This window comes from Lysinibacillus sp. NPDC056232, assembly GCF_042267565.1.
GTDB lineage: Bacteria > Bacillota > Bacilli > Bacillales_A > Planococcaceae > Lysinibacillus.
Genome location: NZ_JBHJTF010000035.1, coordinates 1 through 18,438, shown reverse-complemented (window position 1 = coordinate 18,438; position 18,438 = coordinate 1). Strand labels below are relative to the sequence as shown.

Sequence of the window (18,438 nt, the reverse complement as noted above, 5' to 3'; positions counted from 1 at the left end):
TCCGAAATTGAATTTTTTGTTAATTTCTTTCTCATTTTACCATTATCATGTGAAATAATGGTATGCTATATCACGATAATAGTTTATGGAGGCGGTATTATGTATTACAGTAATGGTAATTATGAGGCTTTCGCACGTCCTAAAAAACCTGTGGGTGTTGATGAGAAATCAGCGTATCTTGTTGGTTCGGGGCTAGCTTCACTGTCAGCCGCATGTTTTTTAATTCGTGATGGTCAAATGAAAGGTGAGAATATTCATATTCTCGAAGAACTAGATATCTCGGGAGGTAGCCTTGATGGTATTCTAAATCCGACTAGAGGTTTCATTATTCGTGGTGGTCGTGAAATGGAAGATCATTTTGAATGCTTATGGGACTTATTCCGTTCAATCCCATCTTTAGAAATAGAAAACGCTTCTGTTTTAGATGAATTTTATTGGTTAAATAAAGAGGATCCTAACTATTCAAAATGTAGATTAATTGAAAATAGAGGGCAAAGACTTGAGGATGATGGTAAGTTTACATTATCTGATAAAGCATCTGAAGAAATGATTAAATTATTCTTTACGCCTGAAGAGAAATTAGACGATGTAAAAATTACAGATGTTTTCTCGGAAGAGTTTTTCGAATCGAATTTCTGGCTATATTGGTCTACGATGTTTGCTTTTGAAAAATGGCATTCAGCAATGGAAATGCGTCGTTATATTATGCGTTTCATTCATCATGTTGGGGGTCTACCTGATTTATCTGCCTTAAAATTTACAAAATATAACCAGTATGAATCTTTAGTACTTCCTATGATTAAATATTTGGAAAGCCATAATGTTGATTTCCAATTTAATACGGTTGTAGAGAATGTTTTAGTTGATAAAGTTGGCGATAAAAAGGTAGCTCATACTTTAGTGTTAAAACAAGATGGTGTGAAAAAGAATATTGAGCTAACAGAAAATGAATTAGTATTTGTGACAAATGGTAGTATCACGGAGAGTACAACATATGGTGACAATAATACGCCAGCCCCTATAAGCACTGATTTAGGCGGAAGCTGGTCACTTTGGAAAAACATCGCTTCTCAAGACTCTGAGTTTGGTAGACCAGAAAAGTTCTGCGATGATCTTCCGGAAGAAAGTTGGTTTGTTTCAGCAACACTAACTACATTGGATGATCGAGTTGCTCCATATATTGAAAAAATCAGTAAAAGAGATCCATATGCAGGCAAGGTAGTTACTGGTGGTATTGTAACTGCTACAGATTCAAATTGGATGCTAAGCTATACATTGAACCGACAACCTCATTTTAAAGATCAACCAAAAGACCAATTAGTAGTTTGGATTTATGGTTTACTATCTAATAAACCAGGTGATTTTATTAAAAAGAGTATTACGGAATGCTCTGGAAGTGAGATAGCACAAGAGTGGTTGTACCATATGGGTGTGCCTGTAGACGAAATACCGGATTTAGCACAAAATTCTTGTAATACAATTCCATGTTACATGCCTTATATAACATCTTACTTCATGCCTAGAGCAATGGGAGATCGTCCTTTAGTCGTCCCTAATGGATCGGTTAACTTAGCCTTCATGGGTAATTTTAGTGAAACAGAAAGAGACACTGTATTCACAACAGAATATTCAGTAAGAACAGCGATGGAAGCTGTTTATCAATTGTTAGATATTGATCGAGGCGTTCCAGAAGTGTTTGCATCTACTTATGATATTCGTACTTTGCTCGCTTCAACTGCTCGCTTACTAGATGGTAAAAAATTAACAGACGTAGATGCTCCATTTATCTTAAAACAAATAGGTAAATTTGGTATTCATAAAACAAAAGACACGATCATCTATGATTTACTCAAAGACAGTAAATTGATATAAAGATATATACTAAAAAAGCTGATTCATAATTGAATCAGCTTTTTTGCAATACTATCTAGTCTTGCTTTGTTCAGTTAAATAGTAAATTTTTTCATTTCATCTCTTAAAGCATCAACCATAGCGGTTAGATCCTTAGCTTTTTCAGAAACAGTCTCGATGGCTTTAAGCTGTTCATTTGCGGATGCTGAAACTTGTTCTGTTCCTGCAGAAGTTTCTACTGCAGAAGCAGATATGTTTTGAACTGCACTAATGATTTGCTCCTTGCGCTCATCCATTTCATGAGATAAATGTTTCACCTCTTGTGCCACTTCACTCGTTTGATCTAGAGCTACCTTGATTGTATTAAAGATTTCGCTAGTATCCTCTGTAGCTTTTGCGTTTTGTTCGACAATGCTAAGGCTTGTACTAATTTCCTGCACAGCACTTTTAGAAATACCCTGAATTGCGGAGATTTTATTCTTAATATCTTCAGTGGCAATAGATGTCTGTTCCGATAATTTTCGAATTTCATCAGCAACAACCGCGAAGCCTTTACCTGCTTCACCTACGCGAGCTGACTCAATGGATGCATTTAGAGCTAATAAATTAGTTTGCGTTGCGATATCTGTAATGGTATTGACAATACTTGATATATCAGATGAAGTTTTATTTACTTCTTGAACGATGTTACTTACCTGTTGTGAAGATTCGCGATTCTTCTCTGACCAAATAGAGAGTTGGTTGATCGTTTCTACACCTTGATTACTTAAATGATCAATATCCTCTGTCATGGAAGCGATCTTCTCAGTGCGCTCAATAACACGATCAATATTTCCGGATAGTTGATTTAATTGTTCAGCACTTTTTTCTGTATCATGAGCCTGCTCTTCTGTAGCTTTTGCTATTTCATTTATAGCCGAGCTAATTTCGTCAGTCGTACGTACCGTATCTTCTGCTACTTGAATAAGAATCTCTGAGGAATCTGATAACTCTGAGCTAGTATTATGTATGTTGCCGGTAACATTCTTTAATGCCGATTGCATGCCAGAGATGCCTTTTGCCATAAGACCAATTTCATCTTGATGATTTAAAAGCTTTTCTAATTTTGGATTTGCGGTAAAGTCTAAGCTTGTAGTTTGATGAATGATATTTTCAAGATTCTTAATAGCGGCAACAATGCGACCGATAATCAACGACATTAAAGCACCTATGATTATAAAACTAACTATGCCTGTAATAATCTGATAGCTTAGTACAGAGTTTGTAATAGATTGAATACCGCTTTCAGGCACCCCAATATCAATTACTCCATAAAGCTTGCCATCTTTATAGATTGGCTCCATGATGTCATAAGTCCATATACTTTGAACTTCAGCATACCATCTTGTAAATTGCTTTTTTCCGTTTTTAGCACCATCGATTGTGTATGCATCCTCATATACTTTTCCTAATTTTCCTTTATCACTATGCGCCACAGCTTTTACATTCGTATCAATGACAATTGCATAAGTTACATTCTCTTGTTTTGCTTTTAATTCCACAAAATCTTGTAAAGATGAGATGGGATCACTCTCAGATTCTAATATAGTTTCCGCTTGCTTTGCGATTTCATAGACCTGTTCATTGGCTTTCTCAATTAAAACATCCTTACTATTTTTGCCAACAATCCATACACCTAATACGGAATTGATTACAGATGACAATAACAACAAACTTAATGTAAAAAACAATAATCGTCGCTTAATACTTTTACTTTTCAAATGTTTTCCTCCTTTGAGTTTTGTTGGAACTTTATGCCTACGAAAACTCAAATTTTAAGTATAGTATTATGCAATAAAATATGAATGTCAATAATAAATTGATAGGCTTATTACTTAAGATGTGATGTATTGGGGTATAAAAGTCCTTTGGTTTTTGATAATTTTATAAAGTTTTGAATAAGGTTTAAATACCTGTTTTAGGAGAGTAAACAGTGTCAGTTGTTTTAAATATCCTCTTATTTACAATTTGTGTTAGTAAGTGGCGACCGACTTTATATCGTCGGTTGCTTTTTTAATGTTATAAAATAATAAATCGATGCAACTAACGATCAATCAAAATGCTCTAACGGTATGAAAGAGAAAAAAGAGGTGATGACATGCAATCCGAGTTTCTTGTAAAAAAAGCAAAGAAGGGCGATGGAGAAGCGTTTATACAATTAATCCGTCAATACGAAATGACACTTTATCGGACGGCCAAACGACTTGGTTTGAAAGATGAGGATATTGCAGACCTTCTACAAGATACGATTTTGACAGCGTTTGAAAAAATAGATTCTCTAAAAGAAGCAAAATATTTTAATACATGGATTTGTCGAATACTTTTAAATAACTGTTATCGCTTTATGAAGCAGGATCAACGTACTGTACCACTGGATGTAACGACATTGCATGAACTGCGACACCAAGATCAAATTTCTCTTGAGCTTGATGAGGCATTAGAAAGTCTAGACGAGAGTTATCGCATTGCTTTAACGCTTTATTATGTGAATGGGCTCACGACAAAGGAAATAAGCGAATTTCTTCATGAATCAGAGGGGACGATTAAGTCGAGGATTTCCAGGGCGAAGCAATATTTGAAAAATAATTATTATGTTGAGGAGGTACATTTACTATGAAAAAATCATTAGACGACCGTTTACATGAGGAAATGAATAGAGAACAAGAAATACCGGAAATTGTGCAAAAAGCTTTTGATCGTTCCTATACAGAGATCCGCTCTACATCAAAGAAAAAGACAAAAAAACGTTGGTTGAAGCCTATTTCAGCTGCGGCTGCATGTGCAGTGCTCGCTTCGGGTGTGATTTTATCAAATGGTACAGCAATGGCTAAACTAAAAGCATTTCTAGGTTTCCAAGATGCTGGGATTGAACTTGCTAGTCAAAATGGTGAAGTACAATATATTGGGGTATCGGAAAGTTCACAAGATGTTACGGTCATACTTGAAAATACATTTGCTGATGCCTACCGTGTAGGGTTTCAAATGGAAATTTTGCCGAAAAATATGGATATAAAAGATATTTATAACGTAGACATTGAATATCGTATGTATGATTCGGCAGGGAAAGAAATTGACTCCCACGTGTCAGACACAAAGCCTCTCGCCCCAACAATAATTTCGGCAAGCCCATATATGAACACGCTAAAAGAGAACGATCAATCTATGATATTAGAACTTTTATTAGAATCCAAAGAGATGGCGTGGCCTTCCTTAGATAACGCTCAATTAGTAATTGAAACAATTCATTTCTATACAGAGAAGAAAGGGATTGTCACTATTAATGGAGAATGGCCATTTACATTGACACCAATGAAGGTTGTAACGCAATCATTTGTAGCGGAAAAAGCTGTTGAGGGTATTCAACTTCAATCAGCAACCCTTACGAATGGCTCTATGCATGTATCTTTACTGTTCGACGCAGACCTTGCCGAGGATGAAAATCAATTTTTTGAATGGGCATTAACAAATGGAAAGGGAGAGTCCTTTTATGCACGAGGAGTCTCTGTAGAAGTGAAAGATGGAAAAACCGTTGTTAATTTAGTTTACCCTTATAGTATTTGGAATAAAGAAAAACAAATAAGCTTAAATATAAAGGGCTATGAAGAATTAAAATTAATAAGTAAAGAATAATAGAGTGTTCTAATGTTTCGGAGTAATGACTAGACTTATTATGAAGTACATTAGCAGCTATATCGCTAATGTACTTTTTCATTTTTGTTTATCAATAATAAAGCGTACAAGAATCTATAAAACCTCTTTGTATTTTTGGATTATATGGTATAGTATGGATTAAAATTACAGAAACACAAGGGGGATTGTTTGATGAGAAGGTATACTTTTTTGCATAGCAAAGGCTATTGCAATATAAGATGAATTAAATAGCCTTTGCTCTTCCTAAGAAATATTAACATTTAGGAGTGCAAATATGAGCTATAAAAAAGCAAAGCATATTCTACCAGCTGAGTTGCTAGAGTTAGTACAAGAATATGTTGATGGTGAATATATTTATATACCGCGAAGAGCAGAACATAAAAAAGACTGGGGATCCAATACTGCGACAAGAAAAGAATTGGATGTAAGAGACTTTAATATTTATAACGATTATTTATTGGGAATGGATACGGCTACTTTGGGCGAAAAATACTATTTGTCATTAAAAAGTATCCAAAGAATTGTACTAAAAGAGAAAAGAAGAACAAAATAAGCCAATGTGATAGTAGACCACATTGGCTTATTTTCCTTTATGAAATATGTTTGAGGTTTTTTCAGGCAATCTAGGCTGGGTATAATTTAATCAGCTTCTTTTGAATTTTCATCTTTAGTTTATGTTGATATTTATTCAAAAAAAGGAGAGAAAAAAATGAACTTTACCGAATTATTAGGAACCTCTTTTCCAACAGTACAAACTGAACGGATTAAATTAAGAAAGTTGAAGTTGGAGGATGCGCCTACGTTATTTAACTATTATTCAAATGAAAATGTATATCGTTATCTTGATTGGAATGGACCAGAGACTTTAGAAAGAAGTTCTGAAGTAATTCATTTTTGGAACAAAGGCTATGATGAAGGTTGGATTATTCGTTTTGCGATTGCTAACAAAGAAACGGATGAAATTATTGGTACCATTTTCTTGAGTGAATTTGCAGGCAAACGAGCTGAAATGGGCTATGAATTATCTGAAGAATATTGGCATCGTGGCATTATGTCGGAAGCTGTTAAAGAAGTATTAGCAATAGGATTTAATCAGTTAGGTCTAGTAAGAATACAGGCAATTGTTTCTGAAGAAAATATAGCTTCAAAGCAGTTATTGTCGAAATTCAACTTTAAGGAAGAAGGCTGCTTAAGACAGTTTGAATGCCATAGCGTTACAGGAGAATGCAAAGATATGTTGATCTATAGTTTGTTGAATACCGAGTTTTCGTAGAAGAATATATAAGTTTTATAAGAACAAAGGGGTGTGTTAGCTTGAAAATATCAATTAATAGCTTACAAGAAAGTGACGCAGAAAAATTATTAGAGTTTGAAAAGAATAATAGACAATTTTTTGAACAAATGGTACCTAGTCGTGGAGAAGATTATTATAATTTTGAAACGTTTCAATTGAAACATAGAGAGCTATTAGCAGAACAAGAAGAAGAAAAATCAAGGTTCTATTTAATAAGGGACAACGCAGGCAATATTATTGGAAGAATTAATTTAGTAGATATAGATACAACGAATAATATAGCAGAGGTTGGTTATAGAATAGGTAAAGAATATGGCGGAAAAGGAATAGGGGCTAAAGCCTTAAAACTACTATTAGAAACAGAAATCAGTGTTAAAAAGATTAAAGCAAAAACAACAACAAATAATATTGCCTCTCAAAGGGTTCTTGAAAAGAATGGTTTTAAACAAGTTTGTATAGATGATGATGAGTTCGAAATGAATGGCCAAAAGCTCCAGTTTATCGATTATCTTTTGGAACTCTAAAAGCCATGGTGTCTTCTGTTGGGCAAATTTATTAAGTCAGGCTTGTTGGATAGTAAAAATCCTAAGAGGGGTGGTTGAAAGATAATGTTTAAACGAATCATGATACTTCTTTCAATTATTACAGCGATACTTTTGTTAATTATTACGACAAGTTATATTATTCATCAAATTAAATTATCAAAGGAAGATCAATTATTTACGCCAACAGGGAAAATGGTAGAAGTGAATGATCATCAGATGCATGTCTACATAGAAGGAAATGGAGAAGATACGCTTGTATTTATGTCCGGGGGAGGCACAAGCTCACCTGTTTTAGATTTTAAATCATTATACTCATTATTAAGCGATAAATATAGAATCGTTGTCGTTGAAAAGGCAGGGTATGGCTTTAGTGACATTACAGATTCTGAGCGTGATATTGATACTATTTTACAAGAAACAAGAGAAGCTCTATTAAAATCAGGTGTTGAAGGACCATATATTTTAGTTCCTCATTCTATGTCTGGTATTGAGGCATTGTATTGGGCTCAAGTCTATCCGAATGAAGTTAAAGCAATTATAGGATTGGATATGGCTGTTCCTGCTGCATATAAAGATTATGATATAAATATGCCTCTAGTTCATTTAAGTGCCTTTGCTGCTAATATTGGTTTTACTAGATGGATTCCGGGCCTTTCTGAAAGTGATGCCAACAAATATGGGACTTTGACAGATGAGGAAAAAGAATTGTATAAAGTGATTTTTTATCGTAGAACAGTAACTAAAAATATGGTGAGTGAAATTAAGCATATTAAGGAAAATGCCGAAAAGGTAGGAGCGGCAGAAATCCCAAATGTTCCAATGCTTTTGTTCTCTTCAAACGGTCAAGGGACAGGGTGGAATGAAGCTGAGTGGAATGAATTTCAAAAGGATTTCATTAGTAAACATAAAGACGGCACATTAATAAAATTGGATTGCTCTCATTATATTCATGACATTGAATTTAAGCGAATAGCGGACGAATCAGAAAATTATATAGAGAGTTTAAATCGTTAAATCTTCAGAGCATGTTTTGAACAATCTTTTCAAAACATGCTCTACTTTTACGTGATAGGGAAACTCCAATCACATTAGTTTTTAGAATCTAACGTAATCCCAGATAATATATAAGGAATTGACAATTTAATAAATTCCTCCGGGGATTTATCTATACTATTTTTTCTCCATTCCACAGAAGCACCGTAAATTCCCCAGCTTAGTATGACAGCGGTAGTTTTTAGCGCTGCATCCTCTTTCATATTATGTTGTTTTAATAACATCTTGTAAAAAACAATTTCGAGATGCTCCCGAATGATACGGGAAATGGTATCTTCATATCCTCTATGACAACGATTAGATAAAGATTTTTGAAAGTTCGTTATGGCTGTAAAAATACGAATAATTGATTCTTCATTTAGATCGCTTTTTTCGAAGATACTACAATTTAAATTAACTAATAATACTTCTGATAATACCTTATCCAATAAGTCATATACATCTTGAAAATGATAATAGAATGTTGCGCGATTAATCATAGCCTCTGTCGTAATATCCTTCACAGTAATATCCTTAAACTCTTTTTGACCTGAAAGTTCAATGAAAGAATCCATAATTAATTTGCGAGTACGAAGAACACGAGGGTCAGTCTTTGATTGAGTCATTTTTTTGTATCACTCCTACTTTTTAAACAATTTCTTCGATGTGTTGTATATACGACAAATCTAAAGAACTATTGGTACTGCTGAACTTCATTATTTACTAAAATACGCTTATAAAGCAAATAGCTTCTTTAGAAAACGATACAGCAAAGTATTCCTATTTATAAAGATATTAAAATGAAAGTGGTGAGTATGGTGACGAACAATAATAATTTAATCTGTGATTTAGAAACGGGCGTATGTGGTGTTTCAGAAGATGATGAAATGGAGGTGATCGATTTCAATCAAAAAAGGAAATCGATTGATTTATATTATGTGACAGATCCAATCTGCTCGCATTGTTGGGCATTAGAGCCAGTTCTTCGTCGCTTTGTAGAGCAATACGGTCATTATGTTAATTTCCATACTATAATGGGAGGTTTGCTTGAAGAATGGGCTGGCTTTGCTGATGTATCTAATGGTATATCAAGTCCATCAGATGTGGCTGGACACTGGAGAGAGGTTGGTGAGCATAGTCGTATGCCAATTGATGGTACGCTTTGGCTTGAAAATCCCATTCAATCATCTTATCCTCCATCTAAGGTTTTTAAAGTAATTCAAAAGCACAATGGAGATTTAGCAAATGTGTTTTTACGCCGTGCAAGAGAAGCCGTTTTCGTATTTAATCAAAATATTGCAGAGAAATCTGTTTTAATTGCAATCGTAAATAATCTTGGACTGGATGGAGAAAAAATTGTAAAAGAGGCCGAACTTTCGATTGGACAGCAATTATTAAACGAAGATTTTGGGTTAGCTTCACAACTAGGCGTAAGAGGATTTCCAACTATTATCCTGTTGAACGAAGAAAATAAAGGTGTAAAAATTGTCGGTAGTCGAACGTTAGATTCTTATATTGCCGGGCTAAAACAAGTTCTTAATTTAGATGAACTACAGCCAAAACAACAGCCAGCACTTTTCAGTTTACTTGAGAAAGAACAGCTTCTTTTTTCGAAAGAGATTGAAGTTATGTATGATATTGAACAAAAGGATATCAGTATATTTGCTGAAAAAGAGCTTGCATCAACTGCTTATGATGCGAAAGAAATACTTGGTGAAACTTATTTTGTAATGAAATAAAAGAGTCATTTTATATAAAATGGGGGTTTTAATCATGAAATATTTATTACAAGTTGATTTTACAATGGACGGGCCATTCGGTGAAGAAATGTCCAAGGCATTCGTTGATTTAGCGAAAAGTATTAACGGAGAGTCGGGGATGAGTTGGAAGATTTGGACTGAGAATGCTGCGACTAAAGAATCTGGCGGGATCTATTTATTTGAAACCAAAACAGATGCTGAAAAATATTTAGTCATGCATTCAGAACGATTAACAAGTTTTGGTGTTACCGATATTCGCGGGAAGATCTTCGAAGTGAATGAAGTATTATCAACAATTAATAATGCGCCAATTAAATAGTTACTTAAGCTAATTAAGGTCATCATTGGCAGTTTTATTAACTAAATAATTAGGAATTGAAAACATGGGATTGTAAATTAACAATCTCATGTTCTTTTTTTGAGCTTGAAAATAATTTATTACTTGCAAAAAAAATCCATTTTGTATATATTGTACATAGAGTATATATACATTATTTTTATGAAGAGTTGAGAAATACGGATGTATTCTATCTGTTGGAAAAAGTTCGTTCATTTCGCGAAAGAAACGGATACTCAAGGAAATGCTTACATTATTGTATACGGAGGATGGATGATGGAAAATGTCATTGAATTACAGAATATTCATAAAGCGTTTAAAGGATTTCAGGTAAAGGATTTTTCTATTAACGTTAAAAAGGGCTATGTAACTGGATTTATTGGGGGAAATGGTGCAGGTAAATCAACAACGATCAAGTTGATTATGAACTTATTACAGCAAGATAGTGGTACTGTTTCATTATTTGGTATGAAATATAAGGGACATGAAAAAGAAATAAAAGAACGTATTGGTTTTGTCTATGATGAAAAAGTCTTTTATGAAAATATGACGTTAAAGGATATGAAAAAGATTATTAAACCGGCCTATAAAAACTGGGATGATAACGCTTTTCAACATTATGTTGAAAAATTCGAACTACCATTGAATAAAAATATGAAGACCTTTTCGAAGGGAATGAAGATGAAAGCTTCGTTAGCTATTGCTCTAGCTCATCATGCAGAATTAATTATTATGGATGAGCCGACTTCTGGGCTCGATCCGATATTTCGTAGAGAGTTACTAAACATTTTACATGAGTTAATGCAGGATGGGGAAAAAACAATTTTCTTTTCGACACATATTACAACAGATTTAGATCGTATTGCGGATTATATTACCTTTATTCATAAAGGAGAACATATTTTCACGAAAGAATTTTATAAAATTGAAGAGGAATATGCCATTGTCAAAGGGAAGTTGGATTTATTGGATAAAGAAACGGAACAAGAGTTTATTTCGATCAGAAAAACGAATGCAGGTTTTGAAGCATTAACAGCTGATAAAAATCGTGTGGCAAACATATTCGGGGATACTGTGATTGTGGAAAAACCAACGCTTGAAGATATTATGTATTATACGAAGAAAGGATGGTAACTGTATGTTTAACCTTATATTTAAGGATATATTAATACAAAAGAAAGTAATTATATTTTACATTGCTACTATAATAATCTACTTATTGGTAGATGTTTCGCCAATTCCTATTGTAGTTTTATATAGTCTAACATTTATTAATATGGCTTTATCTTACGATGAAAAAGATAACGCTAATATTCTGCTCAATTCGCTTCCATATACGAGAAAGGAAATTGTTTCTTCAAGGTATGTAGGTGTATTAATATTTACATCACTATTTATAATTATTACTTATGGAGGGAGTTTCCTGTTAAATGGAAAAGAAACGTCGTTTTCGTGGAAAGCTATATTGCTAATTATGGGTCTTGTTATGGTCGCTATTTCATTCATGCTCCCAGTCTTTTATAAATTTAAAAGGCAATATTTAGTGTTTGCTGCAGGTGCTTTAATTGGCATCTATCTGGTAACGAGTAAGTTTTTAGTCCCTGATTTAAATAAGATATTAAGGGAATTAATACGAAAGTTCCTAACTTTACAAGAAACGCAAATGTATTTAATAGCTATCCCTACAATTGCTATATTGTATATTGGGTCGTGGCTACTATCTATTCGTATATATGAGAGAAAAGCTTTTTAAAATTTTTTTTTGAAAAAGTTCTCAGAAGAAAAACGGCATGAGCCTAGACTCATGCCGTTTTCGTACGCTTAAACGCAAGTTTCCATAGTATAAAATTCGTGATGACAAGCACGAGTAAGTAAATGATTGCACCATAAGAAATATAAGCAACCATGACGTAATGCAATCCCGCCAGTACACCTAAAGGGAGAAGCAATATAAACGTTTTCCAGCTCTGGGCATCGCCAACTTCATTATAGGGCTTTGTGAAAGGAATCTTACTTCCGATGCCGAGGTAACAAATGACGGTATACATGCAGCTTGCTACTAAAACAGTCAGTAAATCTGGGATAATTCTCGTACCATAAATGAAGCAGAAAATGATGCTCAGAACAATATACAATGGAATGTACAACTTAATCAGAAATGCTTTTAAGCTACCTTTTTTTAAGTCTGTATAATCTTTGATTGGAAAGACTTTATAGATCCAAGCTGCTTTATATTTTCCTGAATGCCCGAGCAAAAGCACAGCTGTCGGAATAATTAGCATGCTGAAATAAATATTTAAATAGCCCATGCTAACGGAATAATCAATAGCCTCGTGCCTTGAAAAAGAAAACATAAAAATAAATGGAATGACAAATGAAAATCCTAAAGATGGATATACTTTTAGTTTAAACTCTCGCTCCTGTTTCATCATAAGGGAGGCGAAGCGGTAAAAAGCTCTTTCTTCATTTGTTCTACAAATGATTGTTAACAAAAGCGTCTTAAGTCGATTGTTCTTTTCTTTTTTCGATTTGCTTGTGTTTAATAGTTTTTGCAGATTACGTTCAAAGGTAGGAATTAGCTTTAGGTAAAGCCATATCGAGATGATTGGCATGACGACAGCCAAAATACTGAATATCACTGTAAATAAAGAGATGTCACCGTTTAGCAGTAACTCATAAGGAGCGGCAAACCACATAGGAATGAGAAAAACATTCCACCAATGAAATGTTACTACCATATCAAAATTGACGAATTCAAAGGATCTAATAAGAACTTGATAGCCAATCATCAGCATTAAGGATAAGCCGATTTGTACATAATTGATGATATCTTTCAGCTTTTCTCCATCAAAGAATCTTAAAATAGCAATATATAAAACAGCCGTTAAAACGACAATAAAAATATTAATTAAAACTAGTAAGAGCAACGTTAAAATAAAGAATACAATTCCTTGTCTGAATAGGCCAACTATTAGGGAGATGGCTGTAAAAGCAATAGTTAAATACGTCAAGTAGATGAAAATATGCATAAACTTGGCCGCGTTAATCGTTCTAGCAGAGATAGGCTTGGTCGAGAGAATGCTTCGGTCCCGTACATCCAAAAGTACGGAAGAAAAATCAGAAATCAATGTTGTCATGATGATAAAAATAATCATGGCATAAGCAATACTCATCTGGAAAAGATAGTTTTGACCAAATCCTATAAAGGGAATTAACATAAGCCCAAATAAAACATAAATCCATAAAGATTTGATGTAGCCGTATTTTTGCTCTTCTTTGTTTTTATTTGATGCTTGGTTAAATATTGTCGGTACTTTACGCTCATCCATTGTTAGTTTAATATGGAGGATCTTTCTCATGATTTCGTAATCGACGCCCATTTTCACAAAAATAAATTGAATTTTATCAAGCACTTGTAGGATTTTGAAATCTTTCATGATCATACCTCTTGTACAATAGAAACGAATTTCTCGCCAATTTCCTGATGATCATGGAAGCCTGTCAATTGGTTGAAAATTCTTTCCAGAGTTCCTTCAGTATTGTCTGCCTGTAGTTGGGCAAATGTCCCATCAGCAGCGATTTTTCCATCATTCAACAGGATGATACGACTACTGATTTTTTCGACGACATCCATGATATGAGAGGAATAAAATATTGTTTTTTCTTGGGCAGCCAGTTGAGTCAAAATTTCTTTGAAAATCATCACACTATTCGCATCTAATCCATTGATCGGCTCATCTAAAAATAACAAGTCGGGATTATGTATAAGGCTAGCAATAATTAATAGCTTTTGCCGCATCCCTTTTGAATAAGAAGATATTCTGGAATGATACGCTTCTCCAACACCAAACAATTCCATTAAGGATTTTGATTTATTAGCAGCGACTTCTAATTCAAGGCCATAAAGCTGGCCGATGAAGGTTAAATACTCATAACCCGTTAAATTATCATAAACGTCTGCTATCTCCGGTACATAGCCAATTTTTCGTTTATATTCAATGCTGTCTTTGCCGATATTCTCCCCAAAAAGCTTAATTTCTCCACCGTAATCACCCTCAAGTCCTAAAATGATTTTGACAGTCGTACTTTTACCAGCACCGTTCGGACCGATATAGCCAATGATTTCTCCCCTTGAGACGTGTAAGTCGATTCCTTTTAAAATTTCCTTGCTACCATAACTTTTCGTCAAATTCGTAATCGTCAAGATTTCTTCCATGTTGCAACTCCTTTCTGTTGATCCTACATTATCGGTCAGTAATTTATCTGGTACCGCCGTAAAAGCCCAATCGATGAAGTCTAATAATCGGTGGAGTGTGAAGAACACCTCCTCTCCGATTAAAGTTCACTTTATCTTATGTTTAGTGTAATTAATTTAGATAAAATATCCATAAATATAATATAACATTTAAAAATGTGGAAATATCCCTTTTTAAAATGAAACCGGTTCATTTCCTGTCTAACTTTAAAAGAGAGGAGGTAATGCCTTATGATAAAGAGAAAGAATATTTAGTTTTTTGAAAATGTGGTAGGTGCAAACGGGAGGCGTAAAATGTTAGTTAAATCAAATGAACAATTGCTAGTTGTATTAGATAATTTATTACGTGAACCGCAAAATTTTTGGGATGGATTTTATGATCAAACATTTAAAAATGTACCTTTTTTTGTTAATAAACCGGATGAAAATCTAGTAAGCTATTTTGAAAAAAAGGTGATTCAGCCAAATAGAGTTTTAGAGTTAGGTTGTGGCGCAGGACGAAATGCCATTTACTTAGCAAAACAAGGCTGTTCAGTTGTTGGTGTCGACTTATCGGTTAATGGGATTGCAATGGGCGCAAAAAAAGGTTGATGAAGCAGACGTAAATGTAGATTTCATTTGTGCTAATATTTTTGAACTGAATCTACAAGAAGAGAGCTTTGATTTTATTTATGATTCAGGTTGTTTTCATCATATAGCACCTCATCGTCGTGTGACGTATATTGAATTGATTCATAAATTATTAAAGCCTAATGGTTACTTCGCTTTATGCTCATTTGAGGAACATGGTGCATATGGTGGTTCAGCCATCTCAGATGAAGAAGTATATATAAAACGTAGTTTAGAAGGCGGATTAGGGTATACCAAAAATCAACTAAAAGAAATATTTCAATCATTAGAAGAAATTGAAATACGGAAAATGATAGCCATATCTGATGAAGATCAATATTTCGGTTTAGAAGGATTTTTAGTAGGTTTATTTAAAAAAGAATTAACGGGGAGGTAAGCTTGTGCGAGTTAAGGTTCAACTTTCCGAATATAATCCACATTGGGAACAACAATATGCAGTTGAACAAAACAAAATTGGAAAAGCTTTAGGTAATAGTGCTATTCGTATTGAGCATATTGGAAGTACATCGATAAAGGGACTAAAAGCGAAACCGATTATTGATATTCTTGTTGGTGTACAGAGTTTAGATGAAGTGCCGACCTTCATAGACTCTCTAAGTGAAATTGACTATGAATATGTTCCGAAACTAGAGTTTAAGGATAGAAGATTTTTTAGAAAGGGATTGTGGGGGCAGAGAACAATCCATTTACATATTTGTGAATATAACAGTCATGAATGGATTGAAAAATTACTTTTCCGTGATTATCTAAGATCACACCCTCAACTAGCAAATGAATATGCAGTATTAAAAAATCAATTAGCGTCTAAATATCGATTCGATCGATCGACATATACAAAGGAAAAAGAGCTGTTTATCCAAATGATTATCCAAAAAGCTAAGATGTTGTGAATAAAAGGCTTTGAGATTAGGCATTACGATTAATTGTTTAAAGAGCAGGATGAAAGAAAGGACTCCTTCTAAATAGTTGCTTACAGTTTTTAGTTTAAATACATCGCAATATTTCTTTATAAAATACCCGAAAAGTTGGATTTTGACTCTAACTTTTCGGGTGCAGCACCTTGTCACGGACTCATTTTGCCTTCAACCGTTTTGTATTATAGTATTCATCTTTGCCTTAGATTAAAATTAGTTTACTGCTTAGTAACTTCAAGATGTAAATAATTAGTAGGCTCAATTAAATAACCTAAATTTCGTGTTACTGTAGTTTGTACTTTAGGTTTATCTACTGTATATGCCTTCCAATCACTTTTTATATCATAGTATATACCTTTGATATAAAAATCTATCTGATAGGTACCAGGTTTTGTGATGTTTGTTTCTGATTTTGTGCCTTGAGTCATTGTAACTGTTGATGATTTACTATAGCCATATTCAAATTTATAATCTATCTCACTAATAAATTTAGCTCCGCCTTGTAGACGAAGTGAATTACTTATATTATGAGAAGATGATGCAGACTTAGTTATTGTACGCTCCCATGTATATTTGTAATTAGTACCAGAAGGTATTGTTACAGATGTATTAAAAAAGTGCTTATGTTTATTTACCCATCCTAAGTTTTTAAATGATAGAGTGTTGGGAACATAGCCATCTTTTACATATACAATTGTCGATGATCTTGGTTGATTTATATTTTCTGTTTTTTCAGTTTCTTCAACTTCTAAATCACCCTTCACGATTTCACCATCAATGGTAATTGAATCTGGGTTTATTATGTCTTCAGCTTTGACTATCCCACTATTCATAAATAAAGTTAACCCAAATATAAGTGTAAGGAGCGAAATAAAGCTGAATTTTTTTTCTAGTTTCATTATATATCCTCTCCATTTCTAGTTTAGATAGGTACTTAAGGCATCTACAAATTGGGCTGTTTCACTCAATGTAAAAACTTCTTGATTTGTTAAGTTATTAGAGATACCAAGTACGGATATTGCAAAACCATTTCCCAAAAAACTGTACTGTGCTACCTCTGATGAAGGATAATTATCATGATAGGTTTTAGATAAATCACCACTTTGAGGATTAAATAAATTCTCTGTATAATAAATACTGTGTTCCCATGTATTATTAGATTTGCTTGCAGCCGCGGTAATACTTAAAATTATAACTACACCTTTTTCTGGATTTTTATAAACATACTTTTTATTTCTCTGATAGAGGCCTTGTTTACCTAAGCTTTCATCGTTACCTGTAATACTATCTGGTACAACGACAATATCCCCTTTTTCACCTAATATTTCCTCATAACCTGGAAAAGTAAATTCATCAGTAATTTTCTCATTCATTTTATTAAAACTAGAAAAATCAAATTCTTCATTGAAGAAATCATTATTTGAACTTCCATCAGCATCTGATTTTGAATAATAAATTAAAAGGGATATTAAAAATACTACTGCAATAGTGAGAGTTAATATTGTTTTTCTCATGTAATCACACCCCTACAATTATCCAGATGAAAGATAGAATTGATAGTAAATTCATATTTGTTTCACCTACCTTTTCTTAAATATAAACGAAAAACTTTGTAATTTAACAAAATATTCTGAATAGAATATTTGGGGGGATGGGTAGCGAGAAAACTATTTAAAATTGTATCTAAAATACATTTTCAAATTATGAATAAAAATCTAATACAAGCTCACTAACAAGTACAAGATCTAAACAACCGCTAAGCCATTTATATTTCTCTAATAATCAAAACCATATAAGAAAAACTCGATTTCAAACTTGAAATTGAGTTGAAGATTGAATATAACTTTACGTTGTATGAATGGGAAGCTAATATTGATACTCTTAAGTCATCATATTCCTGCAATAATCCAGATAAATGATAATAAATTAATGTTTTCTCGTTAGATATAAAGGGTAAATACTAAAATACTCAGAAGTATTCTACATATGACAATATTATGCGAGGTGAAAATAATGAATAGGGGGAAAACTTTAAAAGAAATTCGAAAAAATAAAGGGTTTAGTCAACTAATCCTGTCAAAGGGGATTGTATCTCAAAGTACATATTCAAAATATGAGGCAGGTAGAATC

At 33.4% G+C, this 18,438-nt stretch carries 21 protein-coding genes; 15 read left to right on the top strand and 6 right to left on the bottom strand.

Annotation, left to right across the window (positions count from 1 at the left end; genetic code table 11):
- The first annotated feature begins 99 nt into the window (after window positions 1-99).
- Complete coding sequence (locus ACFCYJ_RS20935; protein WP_376076599.1) at window positions 100-1,872, top strand: oleate hydratase; 1,773 nt, start codon at window positions 100-102, stop codon at window positions 1,870-1,872.
- 74 nt (window positions 1,873-1,946) lie between these two features.
- On the opposite strand, the gene ACFCYJ_RS20930 is transcribed toward ACFCYJ_RS20935, so the two are convergent.
- A complete protein-coding gene (locus ACFCYJ_RS20930; RefSeq protein ID WP_376076597.1) occupies window positions 1,947-3,611 on the bottom strand; it encodes a methyl-accepting chemotaxis protein in 1,665 nt (554 codons plus the stop codon).
- A 377-nt stretch (window positions 3,612-3,988) separates the two neighbouring features.
- Between ACFCYJ_RS20930 and ACFCYJ_RS20925 the strand changes: the two genes are divergently transcribed.
- The 6 genes from ACFCYJ_RS20925 (at window position 3,989) to ACFCYJ_RS20900 (ending at window position 8,394) form a co-directional block, all read left to right on the top strand.
- Window positions 3,989-4,507: an RNA polymerase sigma factor gene (locus ACFCYJ_RS20925; RefSeq protein ID WP_376076594.1), complete on the top strand. Its 519-nt coding sequence runs from the start codon at window positions 3,989-3,991 to the stop codon at window positions 4,505-4,507.
- The gene (locus ACFCYJ_RS20920; RefSeq protein WP_376076592.1) at window positions 4,504-5,520 is read left to right on the top strand and encodes a DUF4179 domain-containing protein; all 1,017 of its coding nucleotides are present in this window, start codon (window positions 4,504-4,506) and stop codon (window positions 5,518-5,520) included. The genes ACFCYJ_RS20925 and ACFCYJ_RS20920 overlap by 4 nt, the downstream gene beginning before the upstream one ends.
- Window positions 5,521-5,815: 295 nt before the next feature.
- Window positions 5,816-6,094, top strand: coding sequence for a CD3324 family protein (locus tag ACFCYJ_RS20915; protein ID WP_376076590.1), 279 nt, complete (start codon window positions 5,816-5,818; stop codon window positions 6,092-6,094).
- A 156-nt stretch (window positions 6,095-6,250) separates the two neighbouring features.
- Complete coding sequence (locus tag ACFCYJ_RS20910; RefSeq protein WP_376076587.1) at window positions 6,251-6,814, top strand: GNAT family N-acetyltransferase; 564 nt, start codon at window positions 6,251-6,253, stop codon at window positions 6,812-6,814.
- A 41-nt stretch (window positions 6,815-6,855) separates the two neighbouring features.
- Window positions 6,856-7,359: a GNAT family N-acetyltransferase gene (locus ACFCYJ_RS20905; RefSeq protein ID WP_376076584.1), complete on the top strand. Its 504-nt coding sequence runs from the start codon at window positions 6,856-6,858 to the stop codon at window positions 7,357-7,359.
- 84 nt (window positions 7,360-7,443) lie between these two features.
- On the top strand, window positions 7,444-8,394 hold the full coding sequence (locus ACFCYJ_RS20900) for an alpha/beta fold hydrolase (RefSeq protein WP_376076583.1): 951 nt from the start codon (window positions 7,444-7,446) through the stop codon (window positions 8,392-8,394).
- Between the two features lie 74 nt (window positions 8,395-8,468).
- On the opposite strand, the gene ACFCYJ_RS20895 is transcribed toward ACFCYJ_RS20900, so the two are convergent.
- Complete coding sequence (locus tag ACFCYJ_RS20895; protein WP_376076581.1) at window positions 8,469-9,038, bottom strand: TetR/AcrR family transcriptional regulator; 570 nt, start codon at window positions 9,036-9,038, stop codon at window positions 8,469-8,471.
- A 174-nt stretch (window positions 9,039-9,212) separates the two neighbouring features.
- Here ACFCYJ_RS20895 and ACFCYJ_RS20890 point away from each other — a divergent pair, with 174 nt between their 5' ends.
- The 4 genes from ACFCYJ_RS20890 to ACFCYJ_RS20875 all read left to right on the top strand — a co-directional run bounded on the left by ACFCYJ_RS20890 (window position 9,213) and on the right by ACFCYJ_RS20875 (window position 12,262).
- Window positions 9,213-10,151, top strand: a complete 939-nt coding sequence (locus ACFCYJ_RS20890) for a DsbA family protein (RefSeq protein ID WP_376076579.1) — start codon at window positions 9,213-9,215, stop codon at window positions 10,149-10,151.
- 34 nt (window positions 10,152-10,185) lie between these two features.
- Window positions 10,186-10,491, top strand: a complete 306-nt coding sequence (locus ACFCYJ_RS20885) for a monooxygenase (RefSeq protein ID WP_376076577.1) — start codon at window positions 10,186-10,188, stop codon at window positions 10,489-10,491.
- A 294-nt stretch (window positions 10,492-10,785) separates the two neighbouring features.
- Window positions 10,786-11,643, top strand: coding sequence for an ABC transporter ATP-binding protein (locus ACFCYJ_RS20880; protein WP_376076661.1), 858 nt, complete (start codon window positions 10,786-10,788; stop codon window positions 11,641-11,643).
- 4 nt (window positions 11,644-11,647) lie between these two features.
- A complete protein-coding gene (locus ACFCYJ_RS20875; protein WP_376076575.1) occupies window positions 11,648-12,262 on the top strand; it encodes an ABC-2 transporter permease in 615 nt (204 codons plus the stop codon).
- A gap of 49 nt (window positions 12,263-12,311) precedes the next feature.
- On the opposite strand, the gene ACFCYJ_RS20870 is transcribed toward ACFCYJ_RS20875, so the two are convergent.
- Window positions 12,312-13,946: a hypothetical protein gene (locus ACFCYJ_RS20870; RefSeq protein ID WP_376076573.1), complete on the bottom strand. Its 1,635-nt coding sequence runs from the start codon at window positions 13,944-13,946 to the stop codon at window positions 12,312-12,314.
- Between the two features lie 2 nt (window positions 13,947-13,948).
- On the bottom strand, window positions 13,949-14,725 hold the full coding sequence (locus tag ACFCYJ_RS20865) for an ABC transporter ATP-binding protein (RefSeq protein ID WP_376076570.1): 777 nt from the start codon (window positions 14,723-14,725) through the stop codon (window positions 13,949-13,951).
- Window positions 14,726-15,058: 333 nt separating this feature from the next.
- On the opposite strand from ACFCYJ_RS20865, the gene ACFCYJ_RS20860 reads away from it, so the two are divergent.
- From ACFCYJ_RS20860 to ACFCYJ_RS20850, 3 genes are read left to right on the top strand one after another with little or no spacing between them, the layout of a single operon-like run.
- Window positions 15,059-15,355 carry a class I SAM-dependent methyltransferase gene (locus ACFCYJ_RS20860; RefSeq protein ID WP_376076568.1) on the top strand — a complete coding sequence of 99 codons (297 nt, stop codon included), beginning with the start codon at window positions 15,059-15,061 and terminating at the stop codon, window positions 15,353-15,355.
- Window positions 15,324-15,770 (top strand): class I SAM-dependent methyltransferase, encoded by a 447-nt coding sequence (locus ACFCYJ_RS20855; RefSeq protein ID WP_376076566.1) that lies wholly within the window; start codon window positions 15,324-15,326, stop codon window positions 15,768-15,770. Before ACFCYJ_RS20860 ends, ACFCYJ_RS20855 begins: the two co-directional genes overlap by 32 nt.
- 4 nt (window positions 15,771-15,774) lie before the next feature.
- Window positions 15,775-16,284, top strand: coding sequence for a GrpB family protein (locus ACFCYJ_RS20850; protein ID WP_376076563.1), 510 nt, complete (start codon window positions 15,775-15,777; stop codon window positions 16,282-16,284).
- Between the two features lie 242 nt (window positions 16,285-16,526).
- Here ACFCYJ_RS20850 and ACFCYJ_RS20845 read toward each other — a convergent pair whose 3' ends face one another.
- Both ACFCYJ_RS20845 and ACFCYJ_RS20840 read right to left on the bottom strand, forming a co-directional pair.
- A complete protein-coding gene (locus tag ACFCYJ_RS20845; RefSeq protein WP_376076560.1) occupies window positions 16,527-17,207 on the bottom strand; it encodes a hypothetical protein in 681 nt (226 codons plus the stop codon).
- 18 nt (window positions 17,208-17,225) lie between these two features.
- Entirely contained in the window at window positions 17,226-17,822 is a 597-nt protein-coding gene (locus tag ACFCYJ_RS20840) for a hypothetical protein (RefSeq protein ID WP_376076557.1), read from the bottom strand.
- Window positions 17,823-18,294: 472 nt separating this feature from the next.
- On the opposite strand from ACFCYJ_RS20840, the gene ACFCYJ_RS20835 reads away from it, so the two are divergent.
- The coding region (locus ACFCYJ_RS20835; RefSeq protein ID WP_376076659.1) for a helix-turn-helix domain-containing protein at window positions 18,295-18,438 on the top strand (144 nt) is incomplete at its 3' end.

Bases quoted from the DNA above. Each gene is read 5' to 3' on its own strand.
- ACFCYJ_RS20935 (WP_376076599.1), top strand. From the start codon at position 100: ATGTATTACAGTAATGGTAATTATGAGGCTTTCGCACGTCCTAAAAAA.
- ACFCYJ_RS20925 (WP_376076594.1), top strand. From the start codon at position 3,989: ATGCAATCCGAGTTTCTTGTAAAAAAAGCAAAGAAGGGCGATGGAGAA.
- ACFCYJ_RS20920 (WP_376076592.1), top strand. From the start codon at position 4,504: ATGAAAAAATCATTAGACGACCGTTTACATGAGGAAATGAATAGAGAA.
- ACFCYJ_RS20915 (WP_376076590.1), top strand. From the start codon at position 5,816: ATGAGCTATAAAAAAGCAAAGCATATTCTACCAGCTGAGTTGCTAGAG.
- ACFCYJ_RS20910 (WP_376076587.1), top strand. From the start codon at position 6,251: ATGAACTTTACCGAATTATTAGGAACCTCTTTTCCAACAGTACAAACT.
- ACFCYJ_RS20900 (WP_376076583.1), top strand. From the start codon at position 7,444: ATGTTTAAACGAATCATGATACTTCTTTCAATTATTACAGCGATACTT.
- ACFCYJ_RS20895 (WP_376076581.1), bottom strand. From the start codon at position 9,038: ATGACTCAATCAAAGACTGACCCTCGTGTTCTTCGTACTCGCAAATTA.
- ACFCYJ_RS20890 (WP_376076579.1), top strand. From the start codon at position 9,213: ATGAAAGTGGTGAGTATGGTGACGAACAATAATAATTTAATCTGTGAT.
- ACFCYJ_RS20885 (WP_376076577.1), top strand. From the start codon at position 10,186: ATGAAATATTTATTACAAGTTGATTTTACAATGGACGGGCCATTCGGT.
- ACFCYJ_RS20880 (WP_376076661.1), top strand. From the start codon at position 10,786: ATGGAAAATGTCATTGAATTACAGAATATTCATAAAGCGTTTAAAGGA.
- ACFCYJ_RS20875 (WP_376076575.1), top strand. From the start codon at position 11,648: ATGTTTAACCTTATATTTAAGGATATATTAATACAAAAGAAAGTAATT.
- ACFCYJ_RS20870 (WP_376076573.1), bottom strand. From the start codon at position 13,946: ATGAAAGATTTCAAAATCCTACAAGTGCTTGATAAAATTCAATTTATT.
- ACFCYJ_RS20865 (WP_376076570.1), bottom strand. From the start codon at position 14,725: ATGGAAGAAATCTTGACGATTACGAATTTGACGAAAAGTTATGGTAGC.
- ACFCYJ_RS20860 (WP_376076568.1), top strand. From the start codon at position 15,059: ATGTTAGTTAAATCAAATGAACAATTGCTAGTTGTATTAGATAATTTA.
- ACFCYJ_RS20855 (WP_376076566.1), top strand. From the start codon at position 15,324: ATGGGATTGCAATGGGCGCAAAAAAAGGTTGATGAAGCAGACGTAAAT.
- ACFCYJ_RS20845 (WP_376076560.1), bottom strand. From the start codon at position 17,207: ATGAAACTAGAAAAAAAATTCAGCTTTATTTCGCTCCTTACACTTATA.
- ACFCYJ_RS20840 (WP_376076557.1), bottom strand. From the start codon at position 17,822: ATGAGAAAAACAATATTAACTCTCACTATTGCAGTAGTATTTTTAATA.